The organism is Streptomyces torulosus (assembly GCF_001419765.1).
GTDB classification, from domain to species: domain Bacteria; phylum Actinomycetota; class Actinomycetes; order Streptomycetales; family Streptomycetaceae; genus Streptomyces; species Streptomyces torulosus.
In genome coordinates this window covers 20,265-35,198 of record NZ_LIRK01000240.1, presented here as the reverse complement: position 1 = coordinate 35,198, position 14,934 = coordinate 20,265, and the positions used below count along the sequence as shown (strand labels likewise).

The 14,934-nt window shown below is 69.0% G+C and carries 12 protein-coding genes; 10 read left to right on the top strand and 2 right to left on the bottom strand.

Annotated elements, in window-relative coordinates:
- Positions 1-317 precede the first annotated feature (317 nt).
- Entirely contained in the window at positions 318-683 is a 366-nt protein-coding gene (locus tag AOK23_RS17130; RefSeq protein WP_055713577.1) for a YybH family protein, read from the bottom strand.
- Between the two features lie 98 nt (positions 684-781).
- Here AOK23_RS17130 and AOK23_RS17125 point away from each other — a divergent pair, with 98 nt between their 5' ends.
- Entirely contained in the window at positions 782-1,681 is a 900-nt protein-coding gene (locus AOK23_RS17125; RefSeq protein ID WP_055713576.1) for a LysR family transcriptional regulator, read from the top strand.
- Between the two features lie 138 nt (positions 1,682-1,819).
- Here AOK23_RS17125 and AOK23_RS45055 read toward each other — a convergent pair whose 3' ends face one another.
- Positions 1,820-4,930: a hybrid sensor histidine kinase/response regulator gene (locus AOK23_RS45055; protein WP_055713575.1), complete on the bottom strand. Its 3,111-nt coding sequence runs from the start codon at positions 4,928-4,930 to the stop codon at positions 1,820-1,822.
- A gap of 283 nt (positions 4,931-5,213) precedes the next feature.
- Between AOK23_RS45055 and AOK23_RS17115 the strand changes: the two genes are divergently transcribed.
- The 9 genes from AOK23_RS17115 to AOK23_RS17075 all read left to right on the top strand — a co-directional run bounded on the left by AOK23_RS17115 (position 5,214) and on the right by AOK23_RS17075 (position 14,785).
- Positions 5,214-5,903: a response regulator gene (locus tag AOK23_RS17115; RefSeq protein WP_063791348.1), complete on the top strand. Its 690-nt coding sequence runs from the start codon at positions 5,214-5,216 to the stop codon at positions 5,901-5,903.
- Complete coding sequence (locus AOK23_RS17110) at positions 5,900-6,796, top strand: glutamate ABC transporter substrate-binding protein (protein ID WP_055713573.1); 897 nt, start codon at positions 5,900-5,902, stop codon at positions 6,794-6,796. The genes AOK23_RS17115 and AOK23_RS17110 overlap by 4 nt, the downstream gene beginning before the upstream one ends.
- A gap of 110 nt (positions 6,797-6,906) precedes the next feature.
- Complete coding sequence (locus AOK23_RS17105; RefSeq protein WP_055713572.1) at positions 6,907-7,686, top strand: amino acid ABC transporter ATP-binding protein; 780 nt, start codon at positions 6,907-6,909, stop codon at positions 7,684-7,686.
- 82 nt (positions 7,687-7,768) lie between these two features.
- The gene (locus AOK23_RS17100; protein ID WP_055713571.1) at positions 7,769-8,599 is read left to right on the top strand and encodes a glutamate ABC transporter substrate-binding protein; all 831 of its coding nucleotides are present in this window, start codon (positions 7,769-7,771) and stop codon (positions 8,597-8,599) included.
- A gap of 74 nt (positions 8,600-8,673) precedes the next feature.
- Positions 8,674-9,342, top strand: coding sequence for an amino acid ABC transporter permease (locus tag AOK23_RS17095; RefSeq protein ID WP_055713570.1), 669 nt, complete (start codon positions 8,674-8,676; stop codon positions 9,340-9,342).
- On the top strand, positions 9,339-10,229 hold the full coding sequence (locus AOK23_RS17090; RefSeq protein WP_055713569.1) for an amino acid ABC transporter permease: 891 nt from the start codon (positions 9,339-9,341) through the stop codon (positions 10,227-10,229). The genes AOK23_RS17095 and AOK23_RS17090 overlap by 4 nt, the downstream gene beginning before the upstream one ends.
- A gap of 236 nt (positions 10,230-10,465) precedes the next feature.
- Positions 10,466-11,893: an aspartate ammonia-lyase gene (locus tag AOK23_RS17085; RefSeq protein ID WP_079049528.1), complete on the top strand. Its 1,428-nt coding sequence runs from the start codon at positions 10,466-10,468 to the stop codon at positions 11,891-11,893.
- 232 nt (positions 11,894-12,125) lie between these two features.
- Positions 12,126-13,928: a serine/threonine-protein kinase gene (locus AOK23_RS17080; RefSeq protein ID WP_107102802.1), complete on the top strand. Its 1,803-nt coding sequence runs from the start codon at positions 12,126-12,128 to the stop codon at positions 13,926-13,928.
- A 317-nt stretch (positions 13,929-14,245) separates the two neighbouring features.
- A complete protein-coding gene (locus tag AOK23_RS17075) occupies positions 14,246-14,785 on the top strand; it encodes a GNAT family N-acetyltransferase (protein WP_055713566.1) in 540 nt (179 codons plus the stop codon).
- The last annotated feature ends 149 nt before the right edge of the window (positions 14,786-14,934 follow it).

Genomic DNA, 14,934 nt, shown 5'->3' with positions numbered 1-14,934 from the left:
TCTCCGACTCAGGTCACTAGAGGGAATGTCACTGAGCTGGGTCACGGGCTGGCCGCGGTTGGCGGCGGTGCCGAGCAGGCCCGATCCGCCGTGGCTGCTGACCATCCTGATCGGTCGGCCTCCGGACCGACCTTGACAGGCTCCGCCACGTGATGCGCCACGAGCACTCCGCTTGCGCTCTCACCGAAACGGCCCTTGGGCATCGGCCCCCCACCATTCACCACGACCCCATGGATCAACTCCTTGACACTGAGGGCACCGACCCACGGGACAACTCCCAACAGCCCTCGGTTCCGCGAACTCACGGGAGCGAGGGGTCAGCGCGTGGGTGGGGCGAACTCGGGCTGGTCGAGCAGGCGCAGCCAGCTTCCGTCAGGCTGGCGCCGGACGACCTGCGCCCGGGCACCGGCCCCGTCCTTCGGCGGGGTCGAGGTGAGGGCGATGTCGCCGCTGATCAGCGTCGGCAGTGGTTGTTCCTGCTCGAAACGGGGACCGTTGGCCAGCACATGCTCCCACAGCGCGCGAATCGCCTTCCGGCCCACCGTCTGGTCGCCGGGCGGGTAGGCCATCACCGCACCCTCTTCGTAGAGTGCGGCGACCCCGGCCGCGTCACCGGCGTTGGATCGTTCGACGAACAAGCGGGTGATGTCCTCGGGGCGCATGGCCTTCTCGTACTCCGGCATGAATTCCTCCTGACGTCGGGCTTCGACGCTTCCCAGCGTGGCCACCTACTGACCAGAAGTCCAACAGATGAAACTTCTGGGAACTAGAATCTGCAGTCATGGAGTTGAGGCAGCTGGAGTACTTCGTCGCGGTCGCCGAGGAGCAGAACTTCACCCGGGCAGCCGACCGGGTGCGCATCAGCCAGTCCGGCGTCAGTGCCCAGATCCGCCAACTGGAACGGGAACTCGGTGCCGAGCTGTTCGACCGGTCGGCCCGCACCGTCACCCTCACCGTCGCGGGAAAGGCCGCACTCGAACACGCCCGCGCCGCACTCGCCGCCGCCGAGGCAGTCGGCCAGGCGGTGGGCGAGGTGACTGACCTGATCCGGGGGCGCCTCACCGTCGGGATGGTCATCGGCTGCACCCTCACCCCGCTGTTCGATGCCCTCGCCGCGTTCCACCAGGCACATCCCGGTGTGGAGATCACGCTGCTGGAGGACGGCTCGGACCGGCTCGTCGAGGAGGTGCGCACCGGTGCCGTCGACCTGGCACTCATCGGGGCCGCAGCCGCCACACCCGAGGGGCTGGACGCGCTGACCGTCATCAGCGAGCGGCTCGTCGTGGCAGTCCAGGCCGGGCACCCCCTGGCGAAACAACGGCGAGTCACCCTGCGCGACGTGGTCGCCCACCCGATCGTGTGCATGCCGCTCGGCACCGGCCTGCGCACGGTACTCGACCAGGCCTGCGCCGCACAGAACCTCCAACCCGCGATCGCGCTGCAAGCCAGCGCCGCGGACGCCATTGCCGACCTCGCCGCCCGCGGGCTCGCCGTCGCCATCCTCAGCGACTCCATGGCCGCCCACTACCGCGACCGGCTCACCGCCCGCACCATCGATGACGTCGCGACGCCCGCATTGCTCGCCCTGATCTGGAAGAACACGCACAGCCCAGGGATGCGTGAGCTGCTCGTGCACAGCCGGCGAGCATTCACCAAGCCCGACCCCGCGACTTCCCCGTGAACCCGGCAGTCCATCCCCTGACATTCAGGGCGACAGATGTTGATCCCCGCCGAAGTTCCCTCAGGTTCAGCGAACTTTCGCCGCAGGGCGGATCCCATGTCGGGTGAGGTGTCGCGTCGGTGGGGCGGGAATCGATCCTCAGCATCGGCTGCGCAACTCCTGCGTGGCCCGGCGCATCTCGTCCCCCAACTGTGTCAGGACCGCGGGGAGCGGGGCGTCGTCCCGAGCCGTCCACGGCCGCCGTGAGGTGGCAGCGGCTTCGATGGTCTGGCAGAGTTCCGCCGCCCTGGTGGCTCCCACGGTCGCGCAGCTGCCTTTGAGGCGGTGCGCCAGCAGGCGTGCCGCGTCGAAGTCCCCGGCCTCCAGCGTCTGGCGGAGCCGGCCGAGGATGTCAGGGGTCGAGGCCGCGAACGCGTCCGCGATGTCCGCGATGTCCTCGGCGGGCAGACCGTCGAGCTCCGCCGGTGTGCTCGAAGCGATCGGCGGGGCGGGCTCGGTGGGCGGTTCCGCCGCCACCCACACGGCGATGCGGGCGAGCACATGCGTCCAGTCCACCGGCTTGGTGAGGTGGTCGTCCATACCCGCCTCGATGCACCGGACCCGGTCGTCCGGCATGGCCGCCGCCGTCATCGCGATGATCGGGACGCGCTCGGATCCGGCCTGGCGCCGCCTGATCTCGGCCGTAGCGGCGAGGCCGTCGAGTCCCGGCAGCTGGCAGTCCATGAGGACCAGGTCGTACTGCTCGCGGAGGACGGCCCGCACGGCACGCTCACCGTCGTCGACCACGTCGACGTGGTGGCCCGCCTTCTGCAGGACGAGCCGTGCGACCTGGGAACTGACGTCGTCGTCCTCGACGACGAGGACACGGACCGGGCGGACCGGGCGTGCCCCGACGCCCGGGCGATCTTGTGTTCCGCCGTCGTACTGCTGGGGGAGGAGCACCTGGAGGTCGGGGGATCCCGTCGTGCCGAGCGCGTTCTGGGCCGCCGCCAGCAGAAGGCGCCGGCTCAGGGGCAGGGTCACCGACTGGACGATCCGGTCCTTGGTGCGGGAGGCGGCGGGCCAAGCGACACCGGTGCGTCCCGGAGTGATCAGCACGATGACGCTGGTGGCTTGGAGTTGAGGGTCGGCGAGGACGGCGTCGGCCAGCGACCCCTTGTCGTCGTCATCCGGCCGGGCCCGACGCGTACCGTTTCCGACGAGGGACATGTGGAGGTCGATGACGGCCAGGTCGAACGGCGACCGAGCCGCTGCCGCGGCCCGTAGCGCGGCTGTGGCTGCGGCAGCGTCCGCCGCCTCTTCCACCACCAGCCCGGCACCGGACAGAATGCGGCGCGCCAGGTCCCGGTTGTCCTCGTCCGCGTCGGCGATGAGGACGCGGCGACCGTGCAGTTCCTCGTGGGCGGGGGCGGTCCGGGCGAGGACGTCCAGGGGCAGGGTCACCCAGAAGCGACTGCCGACGCCCTTCACGCTGTCCAGCCCGATCCTGCCGCCCATCAGCTCGACCAACTGCCGGCTGATGGCAAGCCCCAGTCCACTGCCTCCGGTGCGGCGCGTGATGGGCGAGTCGAGCCGACGGAAGGTCTCGAAGACCCGGTCCCGGTCCTCGGGGCCGACACCGATGCCCGTGTCACGGACGGTGAACCGCAAGGTCGCCCGGTCGGCGGCGGACGGGGCACGCTGATCGTGGTCGGGCTCCGGTGACGGGGCACGCTGATCGTGGTCGGGCTCCGGTGACGGGGCACGCTGACCGTGGTCGGCCTCCGGTGACGGGGCACGCTGATCGTGGTCGGCCTCCGGTGACGGAGCACATCGATCGCGGTCGGCCTCCAGAGTGACCTCCAGGTCGATCCCGCCCTGGACGGTGAACTTCATGGCGTTGCCGATGATGTTGGTCAGCACCTGCCGGAGCCGGACGGGATCGCCCGCCACATGCTGGGGGAGGTCCTCGGCCAGGCGCAGCGTCAGCCACAGACCCTGCCGGTAGGCGTGCGGGGCGAACAGGGCCACGACCTCGTCGCACAGCCGGGGCAGGTCGAAGGCCACCCTCTCGATCTTCAGACGGCCCGCCTCGACCTTCGACAGATCGAGGAAGTCGTCCAGCAGACGGAGCAGGTTCTGCGCGGATTCCTGCACGGTGCTCGCGTAGTGGCGCTGCTCGTCGTCCATACGGGTGTCGAGCAGGAGGGTGTTCATGCCCAGTACGCCGTTGATCGGCGTACGGATCTCGTGGCTGACCTTGGCCAGGAACTCGGACTTGGCGGCCGAGGCCCGCACCGCGTCGTCCCGCGCCGTGGCGAGCGCGTCCGCGTATCGCGCCAGGGTCCGCTGCGCCCGTCGACGGCTGCGGCTGGTGTGGACCTGGAAGCCGAGCCCGGCCAGGATCAAGGCGGTGAGCAGGGCGGCTATGAAGAGTACCCGGCTGCGTAGATGCTCCGCGGAGGCCAGTGCCTCGGCGGCGGGCACCTCCGCGGTGACCGTCCAGCCGATGCCCGGGATGGGCTCGGAGGCCGAGAGCACCGCCCCCTCGGTGCCGCGCCAGCTGGTGAAAACCCTGCGCCCGGCCAGCGCCGCGTCCACCCGCGCGTCCTCCCGCAAGGAGGTGAGCGCGAACAGCCGGCCCGCCGGGTCCGCCACGAGGACCCCGGCCCGGTCCGTGATCAGCAGCCGGATCCCTTGAGCCGCGGCGGCCTCGGAAGCGTACGCCTGGATCGCGTCCAGGCTGTAGACGGCCGTCAGGATGCCCACCATCTCCCGGCCGTCCTCGCCCGGGATCGGCGCCGCCACCGCCACGGCACGGGAGACACCCTGCATGGTGGGCGTGTACGCCTGCGACACGTACGGCTGCATGTCGTCGCGCACCGCGCGGTACCAATCGGTTCTGCTGACGTCCTGGAACAGCTTGGCCGAGGGCTGGGCGTCGATCAGCCGCCCATCGGGCGCGGCCACGATCACTCCACTGATCCCGGGCCGCATCCGGGCCAGCTCCGCCAGCGCGTCGGTCAGACCCGGCCCGGCCGCCCGGTCACCGGAGCTGACCGAGGCGCGTATGGCGGGCCGTTGGGCGTAGGCGCTGACGAGCTGCTTCAGTGTCCCCATCTGCTGCTCCACGACCACCCGGCTCACCGCGGCGGTCGTCTCGACCCGGTTGCGCACCTCGCTGCGGACAGCCCGGTCGGACAGCGTCACACTCGACGAGGTCAGCAGCCCGAGTGGCAGCAGGCCGAGCAGAACCCACAGCGCGGCCACCGCGAACAGCCATCCCCGGTCGCTGTCACCGCGGCGCGGAAACGACCAGGCAGGCCGTCCGGTCCTGGAGAGTCGCCCTCCCAATGCGTTCACCTCCAGGTGAACCGGCGGCTCATCGAGATGCTGCCGCAGTACAAGAGTGGTTGTCGGGAAAAAAATAGTAGGTCAAGCGGTTGAAAGAGACATTTGCGGTGAGCACAATGCTCAAAATGCCGAGGGGACACCGCGTCGATTGAGAATCTATGGGGTCGTCTGGACGGTCGCCGAAACGAGGAGCGTGGCGATGGCGTCGAAGGAGATAACCCTTCTCATCGTGGACGACGACCCGGTCGTCACCACTGCCCTGCGGGCGCAGGTCAACCGTATTTCCGGGTTCAAAGTCGTGGCCATCGCGCACACCGGGCGCGAGGCGCTGGCCGCCGCGCGCCGGTTCGCACCGCGCCTGGTCCTCCTTGATCTGCACCTGCCCGACATCTCGGGCCTGGACGTGGCCCATCAGCTTCGACGGCCCGACTACGCGCCCACGGACGTCATCGTGATCTCCGGCAGGAGGGAGTCCGCCGCCGTACAGGCGGCGATGCAGCGCGGCGCCCTCTACTACCTGATCAAGCCCGCCCGGACAGGCACGGTGGAACAGACCCTCCTCAGATACGCGGCAGCGTCGGCACACCTGTCGGCCGGCGAGGGGATGGTGGAGCAGCGCGCGATCGACCGCGTCTTCCGCTCCCTGCACCTTGACGCGGTCGTCCGGCCCAAGAGCATCTCGGCCGCGACCGAGCGGGTGGTGCTCGACGCGCTGGCCGCCGCGGGACGGGATCTGTCGGCTCACGAGACCGCCGAGGCCGTCGGCATCAGCAGGGCCACTGCCAGGCGGTATCTCGAGTATCTGGCCGACCGGGGAGACGTCGTGACGAGCCTGCGCTACGGGTCGTCGGGGCGGCCGCAGCACCGCTACCGTTTCTGCGATTCATGACCTCTCGCCGCGCGGTACTGGCCGCGCTGAGCTGTCTGGTGCTCGGCGGCTGCGGCCTGCCCGGTCCGGACACCGGTGCACGGTTCCCCGGGGGATCGGCCATGGCCCGTATCGAGGACCGGGGCACGTTCACCGTCGGCATCAAGTTCGATCATCCGCTCTTCGGGTACAAGGACCCCGCCACCGGCCGGATCACCGGATTCGACGCGGAGATCGCCCGCATGGTGGCCAAGGACCTCACCGGCAGCGAGCGCAACATCCGGTTCATCGAGACCATGCCCCGCAACCGCGAGGACTTCCTGCGCCGCGGGGTCGTCGACATCGTGGTGGCGACGTACTCGATCAGTGAAGAGCGCCGCAAACTCGTGGACTTCACCGACCCGTACTACTACTCCAGTCAGGACGTGCTGGTCCGCCGCGACGAACGGGGCATCCACGACCTCGCCGACCTCGCCGGCCGGGACGTGTGCACGGCGGCGGGCTCCACGTCCGCGCAGCGGTTGCGGGGCGAGGTCTCGCGCGCCCGACTGGTCCTCGTCGACACCTACAGCGAGTGCATGTCGGCGCTGGTCGACGGGCGGATCGACGCGATCAGCACGGACGAGTCCATCCTGCTGGGCATGATGAGCCAGTATCCGGACACGGTCCGGCTCGTCGGCAAGCCGTTCGGAAGGGAGCCCTACGGCATCGGAGTGCGCCGGGGCGACACCGACTTCCGCGACTATCTGAGCGGGCTGATCCAGCAGTACGTGCGCGACGGCCGCTGGGACAAGGCATTCCGGGACACCATCGGCGTGATGAACGTGTCCGCGAAGGCGGCCAAGCCGTCCCTTTCCCCTTCTTCACCCTCCCTTTCCCGCTCTTCACCCTCCCTTTCCTCACCCTCCCGCTGAGCAGAAAGCGCACAAGCCCCTTGCGGGAGTGCGCTTTTCCTACGGTGACGCCATCGCCGCCGAGAACGGCATCGCGGTCGGCGAATCCGAGGAAGGGAGGGATGTTTCCCATGACCAAGGTTATGTCCGCGACGCATCAGCGGGCGGTGCCGAGCACCGACTTGGTGGTGCTCGACAAGGTCAACAAGCACTACGGGCCCCTGCATGTGCTGAAGGACATCGACCTGGCCGTGAGCCGCGGTGAGGTCGTGGTGCTGATCGGTCCCTCGGGATCAGGCAAGTCCACGCTCTGCCGCGCCATCAACCGGCTGGAGACGATCGACTCCGGCGCCATCACCGTCGACGGCACGCCGTTGCCCACCGAAGGCAGGCAGCTCGCACGACTGCGCGCCGAAGTAGGCATGGTCTTCCAGGGCTTCAACCTCTTCGCCCACAAGACCGTCCTGGACAACGTCACCCTCGCCCCGGTCAAGGTGCTGAAGCAGAACCGGAGGGCCGCCGAGCAGCGCGCCCACGAACTCCTCGACCGCGTCGGTATCGGCAGTCAGGCCCACAAGTACCCGGCCCAACTGTCCGGAGGACAGCAGCAGCGGGTGGCCATCGCCCGGGCGCTGGCCATGGACCCGAAGGTGATCCTCTTCGACGAGCCGACCTCCGCCCTCGACCCGGAGATGGTCAACGAGGTGCTGGACGTGATGACGGCCCTCGCCCGGGACGGCATGACGATGGTCGTGGTGACGCACGAGATGGGCTTCGCCCGCCGGGCCGCCGATCGCGTCGTGTTCATGGCCGACGGCCAGATCGTCGAGGAGAACACCCCCCATGAGTTCTTCGACAACCCGCGCAGCGAACGCGCCCAGGCGTTCCTCGCCAAGATCCTCACCCACTGACACCCGGACCGGCCGGCCGTCCGAGGGCCGGGCGCACCCGCACATCCAGACCCTCTTCCCGTCTGCCATCGAAGGAATCAGCATGTCCAAGAGACTGATCAGCATCGCTCTCACCTCCGTGATCGTCGTACTGGGCGTCGGCGCCTGCGGAAACGGCGGCGACGACACCGGATCGTCCATCGTCGACCGGGCCGCGAAGGACAAGAAGCTCGTCATCGGCGTGAAGGCCGACCAGCCCGGGCTGGGCCTGCGCACCCCTGACGGCTCCTTCACCGGCTTCGACATCGACGTCGCCAAGTACGTCGCCAAGGAGCTCGGAGTCGACCAGAAGGACATCACCTTCAAGGAGGCCGTGTCGGCCAACAGGGAGGCGTTCCTCCAGCAGGGCCAGGTCGACATGGTCGTCGCCACCTACTCCATCAACGACGCCCGCAAGCAGAAGGTCTCCTTCGCCGGTCCCTACCTGGTCGCCGGCCAGGACCTGATGGTCCGCAAGGACAACAAGGGCATCACGGGGCCGAAGTCGCTCGACGGCAAGAAGCTGTGTTCGGTCGCGGGCTCGACCTCCGCGCAGCTGATCAAGGACAAGTACGCCAAGGACGTGCAGCTCCAGGAGGAACGGACCTACTCCGCATGCGTGGACCGGGTGCTCACCGGCCAGTTGGACGCGGTCACCACCGACAACTCCATCCTCTACGGCTACGCGGCCCAGCACCCCGGCAAGCTGAAGGTGCTCGACTCGCCCTTCAGCGAGGAGAAGTACGGCATCGGGCTGAAGAAGGACGACAAGAAGGGCCGGGACGCGGTCAACGACGCGCTGGCCAAGATGGTGTCCGACGGCTCCTGGGCCATAGCGCTCAAGTCCAACCTCTCCGACTCCGGATTCCGCGTCCCGCGCCTCGAGCGGTACTGACGACGACGCCGAACGGCGGGCCACCGGGCGACACGCGACCGCACAGCCCGGCCCCGCCCCGATTGAAGGTACTGATGGACGCACTGTTCACCGAGCGAGCAACGATCCTCGCCGCGTTCTGGATGACCCTACGGCTCACCGCTGTCAGCGCCCTCGGCTCACTCGTGCTGGGCACCGTGCTGAGCGGGATGCGCGTCTCCCCCCTCCCGGTGCTGCGCACCGCCTCACAGGTCTATGTGACGGTGGCGCGCAACACCCCGCTCACCCTGGTCCTGCTGTTCACCAGCCTGGGCGTGGGCGCCAATCTGGGAGTGGAGTTCTCCGCGCAGATCAGCGTCAACAACTACTGGCTCGCCGTCCTCGGCCTGACCGCGTACACCTCGGCGTTCGTGTGCGAGGCCCTGCGGTCGGGCATCAACACCGTCCCCGTCGGCCAGGCGGAGGCGGCCCGGGCCGTAGGGCTCGGGTTCGGTCAGACCCTGGGCTTCGTCGTGCTGCCCCAGGCGTTCCGGGCGGTGATTCCACCACTCGGAAGCATTCTGATCGCGCTGACCAAGAACACCACCGTCGCCCTCGTGGCAGGGGTCGCGGAAGCCTCCGTCCGCATGCGGGAGATGATCGAAATCTACGGCGACCAAGTGATCCAGATCTTCCTCGGCTTCGCGGCGGGCTTCCTGGTGCTGTGCCTGCCGACCGGCCTGCTGTTCGGCTGGCTCTCGCGTCGCCTGGCGGTGGCCCGATGAGCGGTCACTCGAATCTGTACGAGGTCCCCGGCCGCCGGGGCGTCATCCGCAACCGGGTCCTGGCGGCCGTGATCACCGCCGCCTTCGCCTGGCTCGGATACGTGGTGTACGCGCGGTTCGACGAGCGTGACCAGTGGGCGGCCGAGAAATGGCAGCCCCTGCTGCGCGCGGACGTCTGGACCACGTTCATCCTGCCGGGTCTGGAGGGCACGCTCAAGGCCGCGGGGCTCGGGATCGTGCTCGCGGGCGCCTTCGGGCTGGTCTTCGCGACCGCCCGGATGTCCGACCACGCCTGGATCCGTGTACCCGCAGCAGCGGTCGTGGAGTTCTTCCGGGCCGTTCCGCTCCTGCTGCTCATCTTCTGCGCCTTCTTCGGCTCCTTCGCGCTCACCGGGACGACCATGTCCCCGTTCGCCGCCGTGGTCCTCGGCCTCACCCTCTACAACGGGTCGGTGATCGCGGAGACGCTCCGGGCCGGAGTGAACAGCCTTCCCAAGGGACAGGCGGAGGCCGCAAGGGCGCTCGGCATGCCCAAGGGCCAGATGATGGTGCTCGTCCTGATGCCCCAGGCGATCGTCGCCATGATGCCGGCCATCATCAGCCAGTTCATCGTCCTGCTGAAGGACTCCGCCCTGGGCTTCATCGTCGGTTACGACGAACTCGTCGACCGAGGCCTGAACGGCATCGCCGCCAACTTCTCCAACGTGATCCCGGCCGCACTGCTCGTGGCGGCGATATTCATCGCGATCAACACGGCCCTCGACGCGTTGGCGCGCTGGCTGCAGCAGCGGATCAGCAAGGGCAGAAAGGTGACGCGCGGGCCCGCCAGGGACACGGCCACACCTCAGCCCGCCCCCATGGACAACGCCCTCGCCAAACCGCTCTGACACCGACGCGGACAACGACCCCCGGGACTGGCCGCAGCCCCACCACCTGGGCGGGCCTGCGGCCCACCGGAACAAGGGGACTGCGGCTTACCGGAACAGGTGGACGTGGCCCGCCTGAACGCGGGGACGCGCCCCCGACTCAGCCACCACGCCGCAGGCATGGCCCGAATCCGGCGTGACCCACAGTCGGCCGCAAACTCACGGTGACAGCGCCCAGATCAGGAGTAGAACCCCTCATGGACGACGAGTTCCGCTACGAGCACGACCTCCTCGGCGACCTTCCGGTGCCCCGGTACGCCTACTTCGGCATCCACACCCTCCGAGCGGTGCACAACTTCCCCATCACCGGCACCCGTATCTCCGCCCACCGAGACCTGGTCAACGGGCTGGCGGCCGTCAAGCAGGCCGCGGCGCTGGCCAACCGCGATCTGGGACTCCTGCAGGCGGACAAGGCCGAGGCCATCGTCACCGCCTGCGAGGAGATCCGCTCCGGCAAGCTCCACGACCAGTTCGTCGTGGACGTCATGCAGGGCGGCGCGGGCACGTCCACCAACATGAACGCGAACGAGGTCATAGCCAACCGGGCACTCGAACTCCTCGGTCACCACCGCGGCGACTACCACCACCTGCACCCCCTCGACGACGTGAACGCCGGGCAGAGCACCAACGACGCATACCCAACGGCGGTCAAGGTGGCCCTCCAGGCAAGCACGCACCGTCTCCAACAGGCCATGGCCACCCTGCGGCAGGCCTTCCGGGCGAAGGCCGACGAGTTCGCCGACGTCGTCAAGACCGGCCGCACCCAACTGCAGGACGCGGTACCCATGACGCTCGGCCAGGAGTTCGGCGCGTACGCGGTGATGCTGGCCGAGGACGAACAGCGGCTGACCGAAGCGAGCGCCCTCATCCGGGAGATCAACCTCGGAGGTACGGCCATCGGGACCGGCCTCAACTCCCACCCCCGCTACGCGGCACTGGCCTGCGCCCACCTCAGCGCCATCACCGGCGAGCCCCTGTCCACCGCCGCCGACCTCGTGGAGGCGACCCAGGACGCGGGAGCGTTCGTCCAGCTCTCCGGGGTGCTCAAGCGGATCGCCGTCAAGCTCTCCAAGACCTGCAACGACCTGCGTCTGCTGTCCTCGGGGCCCCGCGCCGGCCTCGGCGAGATCAACCTCCCCGCGGTACAGGCCGGCTCCAGCATCATGCCCGGCAAGGTCAACCCGGTGATCCCCGAGGTCGTCAACCAGATCGCCTTCAAGGCCATCGGCAACGACATCACCATCACCATGGCCGCCGAAGCGGGTCAGCTCCAGCTCAACGCCTTCGAACCGGTCATCGCCCACTGCCTGTTCGAAAGCATCGGTCAGCTGGAGGCCGGATGCCTGACACTGGCCGACCGCTGCGTGAACGGCATCACCGCCAACCGCGAGCACCTGCGCGCGGTCGTGCACAACACCATCGGGATCGTCACCGCCCTCACCCCCGTCATCGGCTACGCGAGGGCCAGCGCCGCCGCACAGGAGGCCCTGGACAGAAGCCTGCCGGTGGCCGACGTGGTCCTGGCCCAAGACCTCCTCACCGCCGACGAACTCCAGCGCGTGCTACGCCCCGAGACGCTCGCCAGAAACAACGGCCGGGAGGCACACGTACACGCGTCGGACTGACCTGGCCGCCCTGGACCACGACACCGTCCCAGGCGCCGTGAAGATCGGCAACCGGCGCGATGAAAGGGCTGGTACCGACGACGATCACCGGTCGGCGGTCGGTGGGCTCACTGCTAACCGCACGGCCAGCAGCTTCGTCACCAAGGGTGTCCCCGTGACTACGCGGTGGCGTTATAGTGCGCCCCAGGGGGCGGGGGCGCCGCTTCGGGCAGTGAGCGTGGAGGCGGGGGATATGACCGATTCGGTGCATCTGGCGGCTGATGCTTATTCGCAGGTCCGTGAAGTCCTGACGAGTAGTGACACGCTGCGGCTCGCGGCGGCGGTGCTGCTGCTTCGCCTGGTGACCTGGTCGCAGCTACGCCGCGCACAGTCGAGCATCCGCAGCTGGGCTCTTCCCGTTTCCGAGGGGGGCGCGGTAAAACACAGCTTCGCGCTGTACTCGGACCTCGCGCTCCGGGCGGCCGTCCTGCTTCTGCTCACAGTGGATCCGTACAGGCTGGAGGAATGGGGCCTGCCGTCCTACGAAGCGGGCAGCGTCTTCGTCATGGGGGACTCGCCGTTCCTTGCAGGGCGCGAGCGATACGCATGGGAGGGGACGGCCGACCTCGCCTACACCCTCCCGGTGTGGGTGGCCTGCCTCGCGGCGTGGTACTTCACTCAACGCAACCTGTACACCATCGGTATGCCATCGGCGGTCTGGAACGACCGACGCCTCCGCACCCAGGTCTGGCACGTCCTCGTGGTCGGGGTGTTCGCAGCGTTCCTGTCGTCGGTCGCGACGGCGGTGGCGCTGCTGGTCTTCAACCTGGTCGCCCTGCTCCTCAGCTTCCGTCCCGCCGACGTCACCACCGCGGTCGAGGCCGCCCCCTCCACGGCCGTCTCCTCCGCAGCCGCGCCCGGGACGGCCGATTGGGCCGCACCGACCTCGTCCGTGCCTCACTCCACACCGCCCGTCCACGTCGGCAACCCGCGGGTCCCCGCCGGCACGCCGCCCGTCTCCGCGACCGCGCCGCCCGCTCCCGGCGCGATCGCGCCCGCCCTCGTCGCCAAACCGTCTGTTCCGGTCGCCGCCACACCCGCGCCTGTCGCCGTGCCCTACGTGCCGACCCAGATCGACCACGACCACGACGTCGACGGCTCCGGTGTCCCGGCGCACCAGCCACTGCGGCCCAACGAGGCCCGTACTCTCGGCACCTACCAACTCCTCGGCCGCATCGGCTCCGGCGGCATGGGAACCGTCTACCTCGCCCGGCGCCAGGGCTCCGCCACGCAGGTCGCGCTCAAGACCATCAACCCGAGTCTCGTGGACGATCCCGAACTGCTGCGCCGCTTCGAACGTGAGACCGAAGTGCTCGCCATGGTCCCCAGCGCCTACACCGCCCAGGTTCTCGACACCGGTGTGGCGGACGGCCGCCCGTACCTGGCCATGGAACTCCTCGACGGCCAGACCCTGAACGCCCACCTGAACAAGCGGGGACCCTTCCGCTCCGCCGAAGCCCTGCGCTCACTCGCGCTGGCCATGGCGACCGCACTCGCCGACATCCACCGCCTCGGGCTGGTCCACCGCGACCTCAAACCCGCCAACGTCATGCTCACCAACGCCGGACCACGCCTGCTCGACTTCGGCATCGCCACCCTCATGGACTCCACCCGCATCACCCGCACCGGCATGGGCATCGGCACTCTCACCTACATGGCACCCGAGCAGTTCGGCGACACGGATATCGGCCCCGCCGCCGACGTCTGGGCATGGGCCTGCTGCATCGTCTGCGCGGCCCACGGCTCCAGCCCCTTCACCGCGGCCGGCACCGGAGCCATCATCCGCCGCATCGTCGACACCGGCCCGGACACCACCGCTCTCGACGCACTCCACCGACTTGACCCCACCCTCGCCGACGCCACCCGCCGAGCACTCACCCTGGACGTAGCCGACCGTCCCGCCAACGGCACCGAACTCCTCAAGCTGCTCACGAACGACGAACCGCCCGCCGTCGCCGAGGAGATCGCCACCGGCTGGCACACCCTCGTGCTGTGACGCGTACTCTCCTTCCGCTGCTGCCGCTACGGACGTTCCAGGGCTTCGCGCCTCGGCCCTCGCCGGTGGTCACGAGGTGCCGCGGCTGATGGTCGTGATCGACCGGGCCGACGACACTCTGAGCACCTCGCCCGCCTCAGGGAGACGTTCCGGGGGGCGGAGGACGACCCTCGGCGGTGCCCCCCGCCGTTGCGTAGCGGTCGGCTCTGGTAAGTGCCGCACATCCGGATGCTCAAGGGGCCGGTCGGCATCCGCGTCCGGCAGCCACCACCCGTTCAGGGCCGTGTTCGAACGAAGATCGGTTCTACGATCTCCGTATGAATGACTGGAGTCCTGCGGCCGAGGAGTTGCAGACCGCTCGGCTGTCGCTGCGGCGTCCGACCGAACGTGATATCGACGCGATCTTTGAGATTCACCGTGACCCCGGGACCTGCGTGCACAATCCCTCCGACGCGCTCACCCGGTTCGAGGAGGCGGAGGCGCTCTACCGGCGCTGGAACGACCAGTGGGAGCGGTGCGGATACGGATACTGGGTTGTCCGGCGCCGCGATGGCGAGCAGCAACTGGGCTTCTGCGGGATCAAGCCCATGGAACTGCGTGGCATGCAGGTTCTCAACCTCTTCTACCGCTTCGCGACCTCGGCATGGGGTCAGGGATTTGCTGGCGAAGCCGCCACCGACGTCGCGGCCTGGGCCACCCGCCACGTGCCCGATCTGGCGCTGATCGCCAGGGTCCGGCCGGCCAACACCGCTTCCCAGCGCGTCGCGATCCGCGCCGGCCTGACCCGGGCGCAGCACCTCGACGGAATCGGATACGACGGTTTCGACTGGATCTATGCGGCGAATCTGCCGAACTGAACAGCGGCGGGCAGGTCCGGCTGTTCAGGGACGGCCCTGATGCATGTGCGTTCAGCGTTCCGGGTCGGGCGCGTGGCCTGGTAGCTGGGCGGCCATCACGCTCACGCCCAGGGGAGTCACCCGCCGAAGCTCCCGCGGACGCGAAGAGT